Source organism: Georgenia soli (assembly GCF_002563695.1).
Classification (GTDB): Bacteria; Actinomycetota; Actinomycetes; order Actinomycetales; family Actinomycetaceae; genus Georgenia; species Georgenia soli.
The window spans coordinates 3,499,101-3,515,194 of the sequence record NZ_PDJI01000004.1 but is presented as its reverse complement, the minus strand read 5'-3'; the positions used below and the strand labels follow the sequence as shown (position 1 = coordinate 3,515,194).

Sequence of the window (16,094 nt, the reverse complement as noted above, 5' to 3'; positions counted from 1 at the left end):
CCGGGGCCCGTGCACCGGCGTCACGCCTGGGTGCGGTAGACCAGTGGCATGGACATCTCCGACGTGCTCACCCGGCTCCGCGACTTCACCGACGAGCGGGACTGGGCGCAGTTCCACACCCCTCGCAACCTCGTGCTCGCCCTCGTCGGGGAGGTTGGGGAGCTGGCCGAGCTGGTCCAGTGGCGCACGGACGACGAGGTCCGCGCCCTCGCCCGCACCGCCGAGGGGCGGGAGGCGCTCTCGGACGAGCTCGCCGACGTGTTCACCTACCTGGTGAGCGTCGCGGACGCCGTCGGCATCGACCTGGACGAGGCCGTGCACGCCAAGATCACCAAGAACGCCGCGAAGTACCCGCCGGAGCTCTCGCGGGGGTCGAACGCCAAGTACACCGAGCTCGGGACGCGTGACGCTCAGCCCTCGTAGGCGCCCTGCCACACCGTGTCGAACGGGGTGTTGGCCGAGACGCGGGCGCGGATGCCGGCGGTGACCATGTCCTTCGCCACGGCGACGGCGTCGTGCACGTCGGCTCCCTTGGCGAGCTCCGCGGTCACGGCGGCGGCCAGGGTGCAGCCGGCCCCCGAGACGCGCTCCTCGCCGACCTTCGGCGCGGAGAAGACGTGCGCCTCCTCGCCGTCGAAGAGCACGTCGACCGCGTTCTCGCCCGGCAGCTCGACGCCGCCCTTGGCGAGCACGTACCGCGGACCCAGGTCGTGGATGCGGCGGGCGGCCTCGGTCAGGTCCTCGACGGACTCGATCTCGTCCATGCCGGAGAGCGTCCTCGCCTCGAACATGTTCGGCGTGACCACGGTGGCGTGCGGCAGCACGGCCTCGCGCAGGGCGTTGTCGGTGTCGAGGGCTGCGCCCGGCTCCTGGCCCTTGCAGATGAGGACCGGGTCGAGCACCACGTGACGCCAGGGGTGGCTGCGCAGCGCGCCCGCGACGACCTCGATCGTCTCTGTCGTGCCGAGCATGCCGATCTTGACGACGTCGAGGTCGTGCGCCGCGGTCGCGGCCTCGATCTGCTCGGAGATGACGTCGGGCGGGACCGGGACGAACCGGTGCGCCCAGTCCTTCTTCGGGTCGAACGAGACGATGCACGTGGTGGTGCCGACCCCGTACACGCCGAGCTGCTGGAACGTCTTGAGGTCCACCTGGATGCCGGCGCCTCCGGTGGCCTCTGATCCGGCGATGACGTAGGCGAGCTTGACCACGCGTTGCTCCGTTCGGACGGAAAAAGCAGAACGACGACCCAAAATACCCCCAGTGCTACCGGGCGGCTCCCTGGGCCGTCAGCATCCGGTCGGAGGCGTCCCGACGGCGGCAGCCGAGAACCGCGTCGGCGGACTGCTCTGGGCTGAGCTCGGTCGTGTCCAGCTCGATGTCGTACGCCCGGCCGACGTGCAGGTGTCCGAACTGCGCCGCGGCGAACCCGCGTCGATGCTCCGGACGGCCGGCCTCCCGGCGCAGGAGCTCGTCCAACGAGCAGTGGACGCCCACCAGCAGCACCCGCAGGCCTCGGTACAGGTGCAGGTCGAGGTCGGGCCGGAAGTGGTCCGTGACGACGTTGTTGCCCGCGCGTGCCGTCGCGGCCACCGCGTGGTGGTACCCCACCACCATGGCCTCGAAGACCGGTTCGTCGAGGCACGGCAGCATGTCGATGAACGAGTCGAGAGGCAGGTACTGCAACGGCGCCGGGGCACGGCGCTGCAGCTCCTCGGCGAGAGTGGTCTTCCCGGACGCCGACGTGCCGCTGAGGACGATGACCTCGCCGGCGCCCATCAGTCGACGGAGCGCTGGCACACCATGAGCGGGTTGCCGTCGGGGTCGCGGAACTGCAGGAACATGACGCTGCCGATGTCCTCGACGGCGGAGTCAAGCGTGACGCCGAGGCCCGTCAGGAACGTGACGGTCGCCGCCATGTCGTCGGTCCAGAAGAAGAAGCGCGGCGGGCCCGACGTGTCGAAGTCGGGCCGGTTCGCGTCGAGAGCGAGACGCGTCTCGCCGACGGTTGGCAGGTCGCAGATCGTGTCTCCGTGGCTGAGCTCGAGCTCGGGAAGGCCGAGCAGCGCGGAGTACCACCGTGCGGAGCGTGCGATGTCGCGGACAGGGATGAAGACCTGCCCGATGCGGTTCTCGACAGGACTTGACGTCGCCATGTCCCGGAACCTTACCGACGGCTCCCGCAGCCCCGTGCTCGGCGTCCGTCGGCGTCCGACGCGTTCATCGGAGTCCCGCCGTCAGGTCCGCGGATGACGCAGCAGACCGGCGACGCCCGCCGCGACGACCGCCGCCGTCGTCACCCTCCGCCGGGCCGTCCGCCGTCGGCCGTGGAAGCCACCTCCCACCGTGGCCGGCACGCCCGGGTCGCCGTGGAGGTTGCCCGTCGTCGGCGGGATCCGGCGCCGCGAGAGGTGAGTGCGCGCCACGTAGGCGCCCATCACCCGTTCCATGAGGCCGGGCACCAGCCGGTGCTGGGTCAGCATGACCCGGCCGGTCGGACCGACCACCGCCTCCGCGCGGGGCCGGCGCACGGCGGAGACGATCGTGCGGGCCGTCCGCTCCGCCGTGTAGAGCGGCGGGATGGGTTTCGCCTGCCGGCCGGTGTAGTTGGCCACCTGCCGGTAGTACGGGGTGTCGATGCTGGGCGGCAGGACGGAGCAGAGGTGGATGTCCGTCGCACCGGCGAGGCGCAGCTCGGTGCGCACGCTCACGCCGAGGGCACGGACGGCGGACTTCGACATCGAGTACGCCGACGCGTACGGCACCGGGATCTCGCCGAGGAGCGAGGAGACGTTGACGATGACGCCCGAGCCCTGCCGCAGCATCTGCCCCAGCGCCTCGTGGGTGCCGTGCACGACGCCCATGACGTTGACGTCGAGCAGCCGCCGGAAGTCCTCCTCCGGTGTCTCCATGAAGGGCGCGACGATACCGACGGCAGCGTTGTTCACCCAGACGTCGATCCGCCCGAACTCCTCCACCGTGCGTCGGGCGAGCTCGGCGACCGCGGCCGGGTCGGCGACGTCGGTGGGCACCGCGAGCGCCTCCGCCCCCCTCGTGCCGGCACTCCTCGAGCACCTCCTCGAGAGCGTCACGGCGCCGGGCGGCGAGGACGACGGCGGCGCCCTCCTTCGCGAGGCGTCGAGCGGTGGCCCTGCCGATCCCGCTCGTCGCACCGGTGACGACGACGACCGCTCCGTCGATCCGCACGGTGACCTCCCACTGACTCGACGACCCTGTCCTGCCGTGGCCACCGACGCTAGAGGTGTCGGGTACCGGACGCGCGGCGACCACGGAGCCGCACCTCATGACGCGCGGTCGTCCCGCCCGGGACCTACCGTGATGTGCATGAGCGACAGCACCGGAGACACCGTCAAGGACCCCGAGGACTGGACCACCGGAGATGAGCCGGCGACCGGGGCGCAGATGAGCTACCTGGGAACCCTCGCGCGCGAGGCGGGCCGGGAGGTCCCTGAGAAGCTGAGCAAGGCCGAGGCGTCGAAGCTGATCGACGAGCTGCAGGGGCAGAGCGGCCGCGTCGCCGACAGCTGAGCTGCCTGCGGTCGCCGGCAGGAACCGGCCCTTCGAACGAGAAAGGCCCCGAGCAGTGCGCTCGGGGCCTACTTCGTTCTCACAGAGTGGAGCTAGAGGGATTCGAACCCTCGACCTCTTCCATGCCATGGAAGCGCGCTACCAACTGCGCCATAGCCCCGCTGCCCCGTGCGGGGCGTGGACTACTTTAGGGCATCGGTCGCTGCCGGGGCCAATCCGCGGACGCCTGCGGACGAGTGACCCTCGACACGCTGCTCCGGCGTCCGGCGCGTGCGGGGTCAGGGGCGACCGGCGGCCTCCACGACAGTGCGCAGGACCTGCGCCCATACCGGGCGGGTGCTGGCAGGGGGACGGTCGGGGTGGAGCCTGTTGATCAGGAGGACGACCACGGCGCCCCGGATCCGTGTCGACCGCGAAGTCCGCGACACCGTCATCCACCCGAGCCACCCCTCTCGCCGGACCGGAGCCTCAGCGACCGCGGTCCGTGCGCCGACGGTTCCGGGAGGCGCAGGGGCCCGTCACCTGGGATCACGGCGCCGAGAACGCGTGGTCCCCTGGCGCCGGTCGCCGAGGGGACCGTCGCCGCTACGCCGTGGGCGGTGCACCAGCCGGTCAGCGCGAACGCGATGGCCTCCTTGGCGTCAGGCGGCGCACCGAGCTCGGCGGACGTGATCAGCTCGACGCCGGGAAGCCGGGCCGTCAGCCTGCGCAGCATCGTCGGGTTCGCGGCGCCGCCTCCCGAGATCATCACGTGATCCACGGCGTGCGCCTGTACCTGCTCGGCCACCGTGACGGCCGTCAGCTCGGTCAACGTCGCCAGGAGGTCCGGCGTGGTGACGTCGCGCGCCAGCAGGGTCAGCACGTCGCTCAGGTACCGGTCGTGGAAGAGCTCCTTGCCCGTGCTCTTCGGTGCCGGAAGGACGTAGTAGTCCTCGCGGAGCAGCAGGCCGAGCAGCTCCTCGTCCACACGCCCGGCGGCAGCGATGGCACCGTCGACGTCGAAGCCGGTGGGGTGCGCCTGACGCTGCAGGACGGCGGCGTCCAGGAGCGCGTTGGCGGGGCCGATGTCGTAGGCCACCGGCTCTGCCGGGGCGCCCACGACGGTCATGTTGGAGATCCCGCCGAGGTTGAGGGCCGCCCAGACGCCAGGCCGGCCTGTCAGGAGCAGCGTGTCCATGAACGAGACCAGCGGGGCGCCGTGCCCACCGGCGGCTACGTCGCGTGCTCGCACGTCCGCCACGACCGGCGTGCCCGTGGCCTCAGCGATCCACGCAGGCTGCCCGATCTGGAGAGTGCCGTGGGCCTGTTGAGCCTGGACCCAGTGGTAGACGGTCTGCCCGTGCGAGCAGATGAGGTCCACCGGCCCCGCCGTCGCAACCGTGCGGACGGCGGCCTCTGCGAACGCCTGGCCCACCGCGGTGTCGAGCTCGCAGACCTCCGCGAGTGTGGTGCCCCGCGGTGGCAGGGCACGCAGCAGGCGGGTACGGAGCCCGGGGTCGTAGGGCACCGTACTGACGTGCGACACCGTGCCGGTCAGTGCCGTCGGGTCCCCGTCGGCCGGGGAGAAGTCCACGACGGCGACGTCTATGCCGTCGTGGGACGTGCCGGAGATCATCCCGAGAACCTTCATCGCTGTACCTCCAAAACTGGGCGCAGACGGCTCCCGCTCCGCTCGAGCAGAGCTTCGGCCTGCGCGGGCTCGTCCGGTGCTGTGCTGCCGCTCGCGGCGATCCCGACGACGCTGTCAGCCGTGGTCACCTCGAGCTCGTCGATCGCCCGACGTCCGCCGTCCCGTGCCGGAGGAGCAGGCGGACAGCACGAGGATTGCCGTGGCGGGCCCGGCCATGGCGCCTGCGGCACGGGAAACGTGTACTCAAGCTGAGGTCCGATCGTGTGGGCACCTTTGCCGCTGGACGGACCGCGCACGGTCTGTCGGTGACAGGGACCACTGTGGTCGGACATCGCGGGCGTGTCAACGCATTCCAAAAGTAAGTCGTACTTTGTAAGAAAGTTCCGGAGATGGGTCGGATGCCCGCCCGGTCGCCGCTCTGCGGAACCGAGAGCCGCGCGTCGGCGTGTTGGCTCCTCCCCGACGCAGGAGACACACTGGCCCCCATGTGCGGACGCTACGCAAACGCCCGGCGCGACTCGGATCTCGTCAACGCCTTCGACATCGAGCAGGTGGTCGGCGAGGAGCTGCCGCCGTCGTGGAACGTCGCCCCGATGCAGGACGTCCGGGCGGTCCTCGAGCGGGCTCCGCGCCACGAGCCGGAGACCCCGCCCGTGCGGCAGCTGCGCACGGTTCGCTGGGGCCTGGTCCCCTCCTGGGCGAAGGACCCGAAGTCTGGATCCCGGCTCATCAACGCCCGTTCGGAGACCGTGACGGAGAAGCCGTCCTTCAAGCGGGCGGCGTCGCTGCGCCGCTGCGTCCTGGCGGCGGACGGCTACTACGAGTGGCAGAAGATGCCCGACGGCGGCAAGCAGCCGTACTTCCTCCACGGCGACGGGCTGCTCGCGTTCGCCGGCCTGTACGAGTTCTGGAAGGACCCTCGCCTGCCGGAGGACCACCCGGACAAGTGGCTGTGGACGGTCACGATCATGACGACGACGGCGGCCGACAGCCTCGGCCACATCCACGACCGCACCCCCGTGGTGCTGCCGCCGGACATGGTCGACCACTGGCTCGACCCGCGCACCCAGGACCTGAAGGAGGTGCGGGCGATGATCGACGCCATCCCTGAGCCGTCCCTGGTGCCCCGCCCGGTCGGGCGCGCCGTCGGGAACGTCAACAACGACGGACCGCAGCTCATCGAGCCCGTCGAGGTCTGACCGCGGCCGCCTCGGCCGGGCGCTCAGCTGACGATGGCCTGGGTCGACGCCTCCTTCAGCTTGCCGTTGGCCCAGCGCATCTGCCGCAGCGTGTCGGGGTGGCACCGCTGGCACACCTCGAGCAGGTCGGTGTGCTTGATGCCCTGCGCCGCCTGGGCGAGCATCTCCCAGTCGACGGAGACCCCGGAGGCTTTCATGTAGAGCTCGCGCAGGTCGCGGAGCATCAGGAGCCCGGGGGTCTTCGCGCGGCCCATCAGCTCCGACCCCTTGTCGATGAGCCGCTCGGCGAGGTGGGACTCCCCCTCCGGCTCCGGGTCGAGCTTCTCGCCGTAGCGTTCGGCGATCGCGGCGATCTCCTTGACGTGGCGCTGCGACCACTGCGCCAGGTCCCGGGCCACGTGGTAGATCTCGTGGTCGACCTTGTGCCGGTCCGAGACCTGCAGCAGCTCGTGGGCGAGGTCGTTCTCAGAGCGGTGCAGCTCCTTCAGCACGAGCCCGATCTTCATCGCGCACCTCCAGCCGTGGCCAGCTCCTCGTCGACGTCGGCCCCTGCCCCGCCGCGCGTGGGCGGCACGTCCCCCGCGAGCGGAGCGGACGCCGTCGTCGTCGGCGCCGGGGACGCAGTCCCGCCGCCCGCCCCCACCTTCGTCACCCGGCAGGCCGCCGTCTTGAAGATGGGTTGCTTCGACGCCGGGTCCCAGTCGGTGATGGTGAGCTCGTTCGCGGCCCGGCCCTCGCCGTCGGGCTCGTGACCGCCCACGTCCCAGTAGCCGTAGTGGAACGGGAGGAAGACGACGCCCTCCCGGATGCCGCTGACCCGCGCCCGGGCGCGGACGCTGCCCCGCGGCGTCGAGATCTCGGTGAGGTCGCCCTCCTCCAGCCCGAGCAGCTCGGCGTCGGTGGCCGAGACCTCCACCCACACGTCCGGCGCCGCCGCCTGCAGCTGCGGCGCACGGCCGGTCTTGGTGCGTGTGTGGAAGTGGTACACGGTCCGTCCGGTGATGAGCTGCAGGGGGAAGTCCTCGCTCGGCAGCTCGTGCGGCGGCAGGTACTCGGCGAACTTGATGACCGCCTTGCCGGAGGGGTTCATCGCCTTGTACTCGTCGGGCTCGAGCGGGGCCCCGGTGATGAGGTCGCGGCCGTAGCTCTCGCAGTACTGCGGGTCGGCGAAGAACTTCCCGTCGGCGTACAGGCGCTCGGTGCCGTCGGGCGCCTCGTCGGTGCACGGCCACTGGATGCCGCTCCCGCCCCGCAGCTTCTCGTACGACATGCCCGAGTAGTCGCACGGCCGTCCGCGGCTGCACTCCTTCCACGCCTCGAAGGCCTCCTCCGGCGTGGACCACTTCACCAGCGGGGCGCCGTCCTTGTCCTTCAGGCCCAGGCGGTGGGCGAAGTCGATGAAGATGTCGAGGTCCGGCCGGGCCTCGCCGGGCGGGTCCACCGCCTTCTCCGACAGGTGCACCGTGCGGTCCGCGTTGGTGAACGTCCCGGTCTTCTCCCCCCACGTCGCGGCGGGCAGCACCACGTCCGCGAGCTGCGCCGTCTCCGAGAGGAAGATGTCCTGGACCACCAGGAAGAGCCGCTCCTGGCTGAGGATCGACCGCATCCGGTTGAGCTCCGGCATCGAGACCACCGGGTTGGTGGCCTGGACCCACAGCATCCGGATCGACCCCTCCTCGACGTAGCGCATCATCTGCATGGCGTGCGTCGGCGGGGAGTAGTGCGGGATGTCCATGGGGTCGACGTTCCAGACCCGCGCCAGGTCCTCCACGTGCGCGTCGTTGGACCAGTTACGGAAGCCGGCCAGGTCACCGTCGGCGCCCGCCTCGCGGGTGTTCTCCGCCGTGGGTTGACCGTTCATCTGCAGCAGCCCGCAGCCCGGGCGGCCGAGCATGCCGCGGACGATGTGGATGTTGTTCACCTGCACGGACGCCGCCGTCGCCTGGTGGGACTGGTAGAAGCCCTGCAGCACCGTGGACATCAGCCGGTCGGCGGTGCCGATGAGCCGGGCAGCCTCGCGCAGGTCCGCCTCCGGGACGTCGCAGATCTGCGCCACCCGCTCCGGCGGGTAGTCCTTCACCCGTTTCGCCAGCTCCTCGAAGCCGACGGCGTGGGCCTCGACGTAGTCGTGGTCGACCCAGTCGTTGGCCACGATCTCGTGGAGCAGGCCGTTCATCAGGGCGACGTTCGTGCCGGGCCGGGGCGCCAGGTGGACGGTCGCGTGCTGCGCCACGGGGGTGGGCCGCGGGTCCACGCAGATGATCGCCGGCGGGTTGGGGCCCGCGAGCCGGTCGAGGATGCGCGTCCACAGCACCACCTGGGTCTCGGCCATGTTGTGGCCGTACAGGGCGATGACGTCGGCGTGATCGATGTCCGTGTACGAGCCGGGCTGCCCGTCGGAGGCGAAGGACTCCTTCAGCGCGGCCGCCGCCGTCGCGGTGCACAGGCGGGTGTTGCCGTCGACGTGGTTCGTGCCGATCCCGCCGTGGGCGATCAGGCCGAGCGTGTAGTACTCCTCCAGGAAGAGCTGGCCCGTGGTGTAGAACCCGACGGCGCTCGGCCCCTGCTCCTCCAGCAGCTCCTTCGTGCGGCCGACGACGGCGTCCATCGCCTCCTCCCACGACGTCTCGACGAGCTCGCCGTTCTTGCGGACCAGGGGCCGTGTGAGCCGGTCGGGCGAGGCGTTGGCCTGCCAGCCGAACAGGTCCTTCGGCCCGAGCCGGCCGTGGTTGACCCGGTCGACGGCGCGGCCCCGGACCCCGACGATGCGGTCGTCCTTGACGGCGATGTCGAGGGCGTCCCCGTTGGAGTGCATGATCGACGCCGTCTGCACCCAGCGGTCCACGTCCTCCGGGCCGAGCCCCTCCTCCAGGTGCGTGTCCACGCGGGTGGGCCACGTCTCGCCCTGCCCGTAGGGCGTCCGCGTCCCCCACACGTCGGCTATCCGGTCCACTCGTCCCATGGCAACCTCCTCGTCGTCACCGGCGTCCACCGGTCGTCGCACCACCGGCCGGGCGGCGAAGCACCCTTCGGGCCAGGGAACCGCCGCTCCGGCCGTGCCGCAACCGGGGCACCGCTGCCTGTCGGACCTGAACCGGCCCCCGCCCCGGAGGGTCGGGGGCCGGCCGTGCGTCAGGAGCCCTGCTGCGGCGCCGTGTTGTCGGTGCCCGGCCCGAGCTCGCGCAGGAACTCGTGGCACTGACGGGCCCGCTCGGAGTCCTCCGCCATGATCTTCTCGAAGAAGGCGGCGATGTCCTCCTTGCCCGCGTTGCGGGCGTCACGGACGTACTGCCCGTAGTCGTGCCCGGCCTTGAGCGAGTGGTACTGCACCGAGATGAGGTCGTAGGTGACGTCGTCGAAACCGGTCTCTCCGGTAGCCATGCTGCTCACTCCTTCGGTTGTGTCGGGTTCCCTCCCGGGCGGGAGCCGGCAGGCGCCCGCCCTCCTCCTGACCGTGCGGTCAGGACGGTCCGGCGGCCCGCGCCGCGACGACGGCGGAGCCGATCCCCTCCAGCCACGGCTCGCCGTGCCCGGGCAGGACGGTGCCGGCGCCGGTGGCGGCGAGCAGGTCGAGGGACTCCAGGGCCATGGCCGAGTCCGCCGTGGCGGCGCCAGCGATGATGCGCGGGCCGGTGTGCGCGGTGTACGGGTCGAGCGTGACCAGCGCGTCGCCGGTGATCAGGACGTCACGGTCGGGCAGGTGCAGGGCGCAGTGCCCGTAGGTGTGCCCGGGGCTGAGGATGACCCGGGGCCGGCCCGGCACGTCGAGGGTGGCGCCGTCCTCGAGCGACCGCGTCGCGCTCACGCCCTTGACGGTCAGCGCGCCGGCCCACGTCATCGCCCCCAGGATCCGCGCGGCGCGCGGGTAGCGCAGCGGGTAGATGCCCCGCATGTTCTCGTGCGCGTAGTGGTAGGGGTGCGCAGCGAGGTACTGCTCCTTCTCGTGCGCCCAGACCGGCACGCCCAGGCGCTCCTGGAGGCGGCGGGCCACCCCCACGTGGTCGAAGTGCGCGTGCGTGAGCACCAGGGCGGCGACGTCCCCGGGGCGACGGCCCAGCTCCTGCAGCGCCTGCCCGAGCAGCGGCCAGAAGGCCGGCAGGCCCGCGTCCACGACCGTGAGGCGGCCGTCGTCGTCCTCGATCAGGTAGCAGTTGACGTAGGCGTGCTCCAGCCGGTGCACGCCCTTGCCGACGTCTCGCTCCAGCATCCGTTCTCCTTCGTCGCGCTCGTCGCTGCTCGCGGTGCGGCTCGTCCCGGGTCGGGCCGGGTCGAGGCGCGCCGCGGCCGTGGGTCCTCCTCCACTATCGGCGGCAGCGAGGTGGGTCGCATCTTCAGGGCGACGGCGTCCGCAGCCGTGGTCCGGCGACGGCGCGCTCAGCCGGCGTCGTGGCTGCCCGCCTGCTCCTTCACCCCGGGGAGCATCCTGTCCGGCAGCTCCTCGACGGGGATGACCACCATGTCGTCGACCTTCCAGTCGAGGTCGACGACGTGCTCGCGCGCGAGCCGGAGGTCCTCGAGGGTCGGGTGGTAGCCCGGCCGGGGCACCACGAAGGACTCGACGTGGAACACGTGGCCCTGGTCGCGCACGCGGCTGCGGGCCTCCTCGACCCAATCGACGGCGCCGAGCTGCTCGTCGATCGCGAGCACCAGCGGGTGCGGGTCGCGCCCGTCGTAGGTCTCGGCGCGCGCGTCCATCAGGGCCGCGACGGCGACCTTGAGGTTGGTGATCCCGTCCTTGAGGATGCTGCCGGAGATGAACAGGGCGGCCACGGCGTCCGCCCACCACAGCCCGAGCCCGATCCCGAGGATGCCGACGATCGCCCCGACCGCCGTCATCCAGTCGGCCTTGTTCATGTCGGCGTCGGCGTACAGGACCCTGTCGTGCAGCGCCTCCGCGAGCGGCATCTTGGCCCGACCCAGCAGCACCGGCGGCACGGCCGTGTACGCCATGACGGCGATCATGAGCCACCCGGACCAGAGCGTGAACCCGCCGACCTCGATCAGGCCGACGGGCGGGTGCTCCGCCTTGACGAGGCCGGACGCGGAGTCGAAGACCATGAACGCGCCCATGGCGAGCAGCGCGGTGGCGGCGACGAGGTGCCCCACCCCGACCGCCCGGTGGTAGCCGTACGGGTGCTCGGGGGTGGGCGGGCGGCGGGTCCGGCGCACGGCGAGGAGGAAGGCGACCGGCGGGATAAAGGACAGCATGTCCTCCATCCACGCGGCCTTCATCGCCTGCGAGCTGCCCATCGCCAGGTACACCCCGGTGACGGCGGTGACGAGGAACGCGATCGTCAGCCACGCGAGACGGACGGCCCGGCGCAGGGCCCGCTCCTGCTCCTCGGGGAGCTCGGTCCTCCCGAACCGCGCGCTCATGCCGGCAGGTCCTGGTCGAGGAGGAACCGTTCGAGCTCCACGAGGAAGGCGTTCTCGCCCATGGGCGCGGCCATGACGTGCAGCTCCTTCTCCCCGCGGGGCCCGGTGGTGGAGACGTAGCGGTAGGTCAGCGCGACCTTGCTCGACCACGGCGACTTCGCGGTGAGCCCGCCGATCACCAGGTCGAGCTCGTCGTGCTCGAGCTGGCCCACCAGCTCCTCCTCGCCGCCCGGGACCCACACGATCTCGGCGTCGATGCTGCGGGCGAACTCCTCGACCAGCTCGACCTCGGTGCCGGCCGGTTCACCGTTCGGGCCGTCCGGGAGGTCGGTCCACGGCGGGCTGGGCGACACGCCGACCCTCAGCGTCCCGCCGCTCACCCTGTCCAGCGTGCCGTCAGGGTCGGTCGGGATGGTCGCGGTGCAACCTCCCAGCGCCACCAGCACGGTGGCCGCGAATGCAAAGTTCCTGGTCACAGCCCTAGTGAACCGTGCTTCGGGTTCTTCGCCACTCGAGCGATCAGGGGGTCAGCCAGCGGCGGTAGTCGCCCCAGCGGGCCACCAGCACCGTGGCGTCGTCCTGCAGCACCCCCCGCTGGTGGTCGAGGACGTCACGCACCAGACGGCGCACGAGCTCCGGCGGCGGGTGCTCGGTGGCCGCCTCCCGCGCGAGGAAGTCCTCCAGCCGGTCGAGGCCGAAGACCGCCCCGTCCGCGTCGCGGGCCTCGGTGATGCCGTCGGTGTAGAGCACCAGCCAGTCCCCCGGCTCGAGCGTCTCCTCCGCGACGGTCACCTCGCGCGCCGGGACGCCGAACTCCGGGCGGCGGCCGCCGCCGAGCTCCTTGACCACCTTGCCGCGGCGCATCAGCAGGGGCGCCGGGTGGCCGGCGCTGACCCAGCGCAGGCGGCCGTGGTCGAGGTCGAGCTCGGCGAGCACGGCGGTGATGGTCCGGCCGAGCCGGGCCAGGTCCTCCCCGATCGCGACGTCGACCGCCATCGCCTGGTCGAAGAGCGAGCCGCCGTTGCGCCGTGCGCTGCGGTACGCGGACAGGCCCATCGCCGTGATGGCACCCGCGCCGAGCGAGTCCCCGTTCGCGTCGAAGATCGCCAGGTGCGCCGTCGTCTCCGACAACGCGTAGTCGAACGCGTCGCCGCCGACGTCCTCGCTCGGGGAGACGATCCCGGTGACGACCACCTTGTCCGTGCCCGCCGTCACCGGCGGCAGGAGCTGCCAGACCAGCTCCGCGGAGGCGCTGCGGGGCTGCCGGCGGCGGACGACGTCGAGGGCGTCGCCGTACTTCGTCGTGGTGGTCAGCAGGTGACCGAGGAGCGTGGCGAGCCATGCCAGCTGGCTGTGCAGGAGGGCATCGTCGAGGTCGCCCACCTCGCCGGGCACCACCTCGAGCACCCCGAGCCGTTCGGCGCCGTCGACCACGGGCACCCACAACCGGCTCCCCCGGTCCGACCGCGCGACCTTGATCTCCATGTCGCGGAAGGCCCGCCCCGGCAGGGAGGCGTCGACGCCGAGGCGCCGGCCCTCGCCGAGCGGACGCAGCTCGACGTGGTCGTAGTCGACCAGGTAGACCCCGATCTGGACGCCCAGCTGCTCGCCCGCCGACGCGACGACGGCGGCGACCCGGTCGGGCGGGGCGACGTGCATGCCCTGCAGGAGGGTCAGCAGCGCCGCGAGGGGGCCCTCGGAGGGGCGGGGGTCGCGCACGCGTCCGCTGTAGGGCACCCGTCGCACGGCGGCACGGGCCTCGAGCAGCTCGTTGACGGCCTGGGCGAGGAGGTCCCGGTCGCCGGCGGACAGCGAGCCCCGCCCCTCGGCGAAGTCCTCCAGCTCCGCCTGGCCGGCGTTGCCGCCGAGGGCGAAGTACCGGCGCCACCACAGGCCCGGACCGATCCCGGCGCGCTCGGAGACCTGCCGCAGCGCGGCGCGCTGCTGGTCGTCCCGCCCGACCCCCGCCTCGCTCATCGCTGCCGGCGTGCCGTCGAACGGAGGAGCCCCAGCGCGACGTCCTCGAGGTCACGCCGCTCACGCCGGGCGAGGGCGATCAGCAGGGCGAGCGCGTCGGCCTCGCCGAGGTGATCGCGCTCCATGAGGATGCCGCGCGCCGTCGCGACCACGTCGCGCGTCCGGACGGCGGCCCTCAGCTCGTCGCTGAGCCGCTGGGCCTCCTCCCCGGTCCGGGCGTGCATCACCAGGGTCGCGGCCTGGGCGGCGAACATCCGCAGCAGGTGCTCGCTGCCGCCGCCGTAGGCGCGGGGCACCGTGGAGTAGACCTTGATGGCCCCGACGGCGGTGTCCCCGGCGACCAGCGCCGTGCTCAGGACCGACCGCACGTCGGTGTCCCGGACCGCACGGCACCACTGCGGCCAGCGCTCCTCCTGCCGCACGTCGTCGATCCGCACGGTGCCGTGCACCTCCCACGCCGTCAGGCAGGGCCCGTCGCCGGACCGGTACTGGGCCTCGTCCGCCCGCAGCACCAGCGGGTCGGTGGCCGCCACGGTCGTCACCGCGTCGCCGTCGCTGACCGTGACGCCGGCACCGGCGGTCCTCGGCAGCGCCTCGGCCGCGACGGAGGTGACGAGCCGCAGCCCGTTGTGGACCGTCTCGGTCGTCAGGAGCAGGCCCGAGGCGCGGGCGTACGCCCGCGCAAGCTCCTCGCCCAGCGGCAGCGACTCAGGCATCGGCACCTCCGTCCGCCGGGCTGACCGGGGACCCCCGGCCGTGCCGCTCCGTCGCGGCTGGATGCTCGCCACGATAGTCCCGGAGGGACCGTGCGGCTCGGCAAGCGGGTCGGTGCCGCGCCGTCGCCTCTCCCGGGCGCGGGCACCTATCGTGGGGCACCATGACCGACGATGCCGCCATCGACCTCGCGCACCAGATGTTCGACATGGCCCGGGAGGGCCGGACCGCGGAGCTGACGGCTCTCCTCGACGCTGGGGCGCCGGTGGACCTCACGAATGCCAAGGGCGACACCCTGCTGATCCTCGCGGCGTACCACGAGCAGGCCGGCACGGTTCGGGCGCTGCTCGACCGCGGCGCCGACGTCAGGCGGCTCAACGACCGGTCGCAGAACGCGCTGACGTGCGCCGTCTTCAGGCAGGACGCGGAGATCGCCAGGATGCTGCTGGACTCGGGCGCCGACCCTGACGCGGGGCAGCCGAGCGCCCGCGCCACGGCGCAGTACTTCGGGCTGCCCGAGATGACGGCGCTCCTGGACCCGCGCCCGCGCTGAGGCAGGTGCCCGGGCGGCGCCGCCGTTGGCCCGGGTCCGGGTCCGGGTTCTGGTTCGGTCAGTCCAGGCCGAGGTTGTAGGCGCTCAGGCGCCACTCCGGCTCGCGGCCGGGGTTGGGGTGCATGAGAGTCCAGCCGCTGTTCTCCAGGCCGGTCAGCCCGAACCAGTTCCCGGGGTCGAGACCGAGCATGACGGTCTGCCCCAGCGTGATCGCGGCGCCGTGCCCGACGACGACGAGGACGTCGCGCTCGTCGAGCTCCGCGGCCGCCTCCTCGACGGCCCGGGCCACGCGGGTCCCGCAGGCGGTGCGGGTCTCGGCCCCCACCCCCTCAGGCTCGCGGCCGTGACGCCAGGCGTCGAAGGCGTCGGGCCACGACGTCTTGATCTCCTCCTGCGTGAGTCCCTCCCAGGCGCCGAAGCTGCGCTCACGCAGCCGGACGTCCGTGGTGGGCTGGAGGCCGGTGCGGTCGGCGAGGGCCTGGGCCGTGGAGACCGCACGTCCCAGGTCCGACGTGATGATGCGGGTGGGCTCGAGCGCGGCGAGGGCGGTGGCGGCCAGGTTGGCCTGCCGGATGCCCGCGTCGTTGAGCGGGATGTCGGACTGCCCCTGGAGGCGCCGGGCGGCGTTGTGGTCGGTCTGACCGTGACGCCAGAGGATGACGGTTCCGGCGGTCATGCGTGGGTGTCACCGTCACCGTCTGCGGGGGCGTACAGGTCGCCCGGGAGGTCGACGACGGGGCAGTCCTTCCAGAGGCGTTCGAGGGCGTAGTACTCGCGGTCCTCCTCGTGCTGGACGTGGACGACGACGTCGCCGTAGTCCATGAGGACCCAGCGGGCCTCCCCCACGCCCTCCTTGCGCACCGCCTTGGCGCCCTCCTTGTGCAGGGCCTCGTCGACGGCGTCCACGATCGCCTTGACCTGGCGCTCGTTCGCCCCCGAGACGACGAGGAAGACGTCGGTGAGGACGAGCCGCTCCGAGACGTCGAGCGCGATGATCTCCTGCGCCTTCTTGTCGGCCGCGGCGCGCGCGGCGACGACGGCGAGATGGCGGGATCGGACGTCAGCAGCCACAGGTCTCCTCGGGACGAAAGGGGGT

General features: G+C 72.2%; 18 protein-coding genes, 1 tRNA gene and 1 pseudogene. 4 read left to right on the top strand and 16 right to left on the bottom strand.

Annotated features, from left to right (window positions below; translation table 11 throughout):
* Positions 1 to 48 precede the first annotated feature (48 nt).
* A complete protein-coding gene (locus tag ATJ97_RS17200) occupies positions 49 to 423 on the top strand; it encodes a nucleotide pyrophosphohydrolase (RefSeq protein WP_098484783.1) in 375 nt (124 codons plus the stop codon).
* Here the strand turns inward: ATJ97_RS17200 and thiD are convergent.
* The 4 genes and pseudogenes from thiD to ATJ97_RS17180 all read right to left on the bottom strand — a co-directional run bounded on the left by thiD (position 411) and on the right by ATJ97_RS17180 (position 3,306).
* Positions 411 to 1,211 carry a bifunctional hydroxymethylpyrimidine kinase/phosphomethylpyrimidine kinase gene (gene thiD, locus ATJ97_RS17195; RefSeq protein ID WP_098484782.1) on the bottom strand — a complete coding sequence of 267 codons (801 nt, stop codon included), beginning with the start codon at positions 1,209 to 1,211 and terminating at the stop codon, positions 411 to 413. The genes ATJ97_RS17200 and thiD overlap by 13 nt on opposite strands.
* 55 nt (positions 1,212 to 1,266) lie before the next feature.
* Positions 1,267 to 1,779: a phosphotransferase-like protein gene (locus ATJ97_RS17190; RefSeq protein ID WP_098484781.1), complete on the bottom strand. Its 513-nt coding sequence runs from the start codon at positions 1,777 to 1,779 to the stop codon at positions 1,267 to 1,269.
* Entirely contained in the window at positions 1,779 to 2,156 is a 378-nt protein-coding gene (locus ATJ97_RS17185; RefSeq protein WP_098484780.1) for a VOC family protein, read from the bottom strand. Before ATJ97_RS17185 ends, ATJ97_RS17190 begins: the two co-directional genes overlap by 1 nt.
* Before the next feature lie 81 nt (positions 2,157 to 2,237).
* A pseudogene (locus ATJ97_RS17180) lies at positions 2,238 to 3,306 on the bottom strand (SDR family oxidoreductase).
* Between the two features lie 39 nt (positions 3,307 to 3,345).
* On the opposite strand from ATJ97_RS17180, the gene ATJ97_RS17175 reads away from it, so the two are divergent.
* Positions 3,346 to 3,549 carry a DUF3072 domain-containing protein gene (locus ATJ97_RS17175; protein WP_098484779.1) on the top strand — a complete coding sequence of 68 codons (204 nt, stop codon included), beginning with the start codon at positions 3,346 to 3,348 and terminating at the stop codon, positions 3,547 to 3,549.
* An 87-nt stretch (positions 3,550 to 3,636) separates the two neighbouring features.
* Here the strand turns inward: ATJ97_RS17175 and ATJ97_RS17170 are convergent.
* Positions 3,637 to 3,709, bottom strand: a tRNA-Ala gene (locus ATJ97_RS17170).
* A 270-nt stretch (positions 3,710 to 3,979) separates the two neighbouring features.
* The gene (locus tag ATJ97_RS17165; RefSeq protein ID WP_098484778.1) at positions 3,980 to 5,179 is read right to left on the bottom strand and encodes an anhydro-N-acetylmuramic acid kinase; all 1,200 of its coding nucleotides are present in this window, start codon (positions 5,177 to 5,179) and stop codon (positions 3,980 to 3,982) included.
* Between the two features lie 485 nt (positions 5,180 to 5,664).
* On the opposite strand from ATJ97_RS17165, the gene ATJ97_RS17160 reads away from it, so the two are divergent.
* A complete protein-coding gene (locus tag ATJ97_RS17160; protein ID WP_098484777.1) occupies positions 5,665 to 6,378 on the top strand; it encodes an SOS response-associated peptidase in 714 nt (237 codons plus the stop codon).
* Between the two features lie 23 nt (positions 6,379 to 6,401).
* Here the strand turns inward: ATJ97_RS17160 and ATJ97_RS17155 are convergent, their stop codons facing one another.
* The 8 genes from ATJ97_RS17155 to ATJ97_RS17120 form a co-directional block, all read right to left on the bottom strand.
* Positions 6,402 to 6,884 carry a hypothetical protein gene (locus ATJ97_RS17155; protein ID WP_098484776.1) on the bottom strand — a complete coding sequence of 161 codons (483 nt, stop codon included), beginning with the start codon at positions 6,882 to 6,884 and terminating at the stop codon, positions 6,402 to 6,404.
* Positions 6,881 to 9,340 (bottom strand): molybdopterin oxidoreductase family protein, encoded by a 2,460-nt coding sequence (locus ATJ97_RS17150; protein ID WP_098485571.1) that lies wholly within the window; start codon positions 9,338 to 9,340, stop codon positions 6,881 to 6,883. The genes ATJ97_RS17155 and ATJ97_RS17150 overlap by 4 nt, the downstream gene beginning before the upstream one ends.
* Before the next feature lie 170 nt (positions 9,341 to 9,510).
* Positions 9,511 to 9,759, bottom strand: coding sequence for an acyl carrier protein (locus ATJ97_RS17145; RefSeq protein ID WP_098484775.1), 249 nt, complete (start codon positions 9,757 to 9,759; stop codon positions 9,511 to 9,513).
* A 79-nt stretch (positions 9,760 to 9,838) separates the two neighbouring features.
* Positions 9,839 to 10,585: an MBL fold metallo-hydrolase gene (locus ATJ97_RS17140; protein ID WP_098484774.1), complete on the bottom strand. Its 747-nt coding sequence runs from the start codon at positions 10,583 to 10,585 to the stop codon at positions 9,839 to 9,841.
* 167 nt (positions 10,586 to 10,752) lie between these two features.
* Complete coding sequence (locus ATJ97_RS17135) at positions 10,753 to 11,754, bottom strand: cation diffusion facilitator family transporter (protein WP_098484773.1); 1,002 nt, start codon at positions 11,752 to 11,754, stop codon at positions 10,753 to 10,755.
* Positions 11,751 to 12,230, bottom strand: coding sequence for a transporter substrate-binding domain-containing protein (locus tag ATJ97_RS17130; RefSeq protein ID WP_098484772.1), 480 nt, complete (start codon positions 12,228 to 12,230; stop codon positions 11,751 to 11,753). The genes ATJ97_RS17135 and ATJ97_RS17130 overlap by 4 nt, the downstream gene beginning before the upstream one ends.
* A gap of 43 nt (positions 12,231 to 12,273) precedes the next feature.
* Positions 12,274 to 13,731 carry a PP2C family protein-serine/threonine phosphatase gene (locus ATJ97_RS17125; protein WP_098484771.1) on the bottom strand — a complete coding sequence of 486 codons (1,458 nt, stop codon included), beginning with the start codon at positions 13,729 to 13,731 and terminating at the stop codon, positions 12,274 to 12,276.
* On the bottom strand, positions 13,728 to 14,447 hold the full coding sequence (locus ATJ97_RS17120; RefSeq protein WP_098484770.1) for a GAF domain-containing protein: 720 nt from the start codon (positions 14,445 to 14,447) through the stop codon (positions 13,728 to 13,730). The genes ATJ97_RS17125 and ATJ97_RS17120 overlap by 4 nt, the downstream gene beginning before the upstream one ends.
* A gap of 161 nt (positions 14,448 to 14,608) precedes the next feature.
* Here ATJ97_RS17120 and ATJ97_RS17115 point away from each other — a divergent pair, with 161 nt between their 5' ends.
* On the top strand, positions 14,609 to 14,998 hold the full coding sequence (locus ATJ97_RS17115; RefSeq protein ID WP_098484769.1) for an ankyrin repeat domain-containing protein: 390 nt from the start codon (positions 14,609 to 14,611) through the stop codon (positions 14,996 to 14,998).
* 58 nt (positions 14,999 to 15,056) lie between these two features.
* Here ATJ97_RS17115 and ATJ97_RS17110 read toward each other — a convergent pair whose 3' ends face one another.
* Both ATJ97_RS17110 and rsfS read right to left on the bottom strand, forming a co-directional pair.
* Positions 15,057 to 15,674: a histidine phosphatase family protein gene (locus ATJ97_RS17110; protein WP_098484768.1), complete on the bottom strand. Its 618-nt coding sequence runs from the start codon at positions 15,672 to 15,674 to the stop codon at positions 15,057 to 15,059.
* Entirely contained in the window at positions 15,671 to 16,069 is a 399-nt protein-coding gene (gene rsfS / locus ATJ97_RS17105) for a ribosome silencing factor (RefSeq protein WP_098484767.1), read from the bottom strand. The genes ATJ97_RS17110 and rsfS overlap by 4 nt, the downstream gene beginning before the upstream one ends.
* Positions 16,070 to 16,094: the final 25 nt, after the last annotated feature.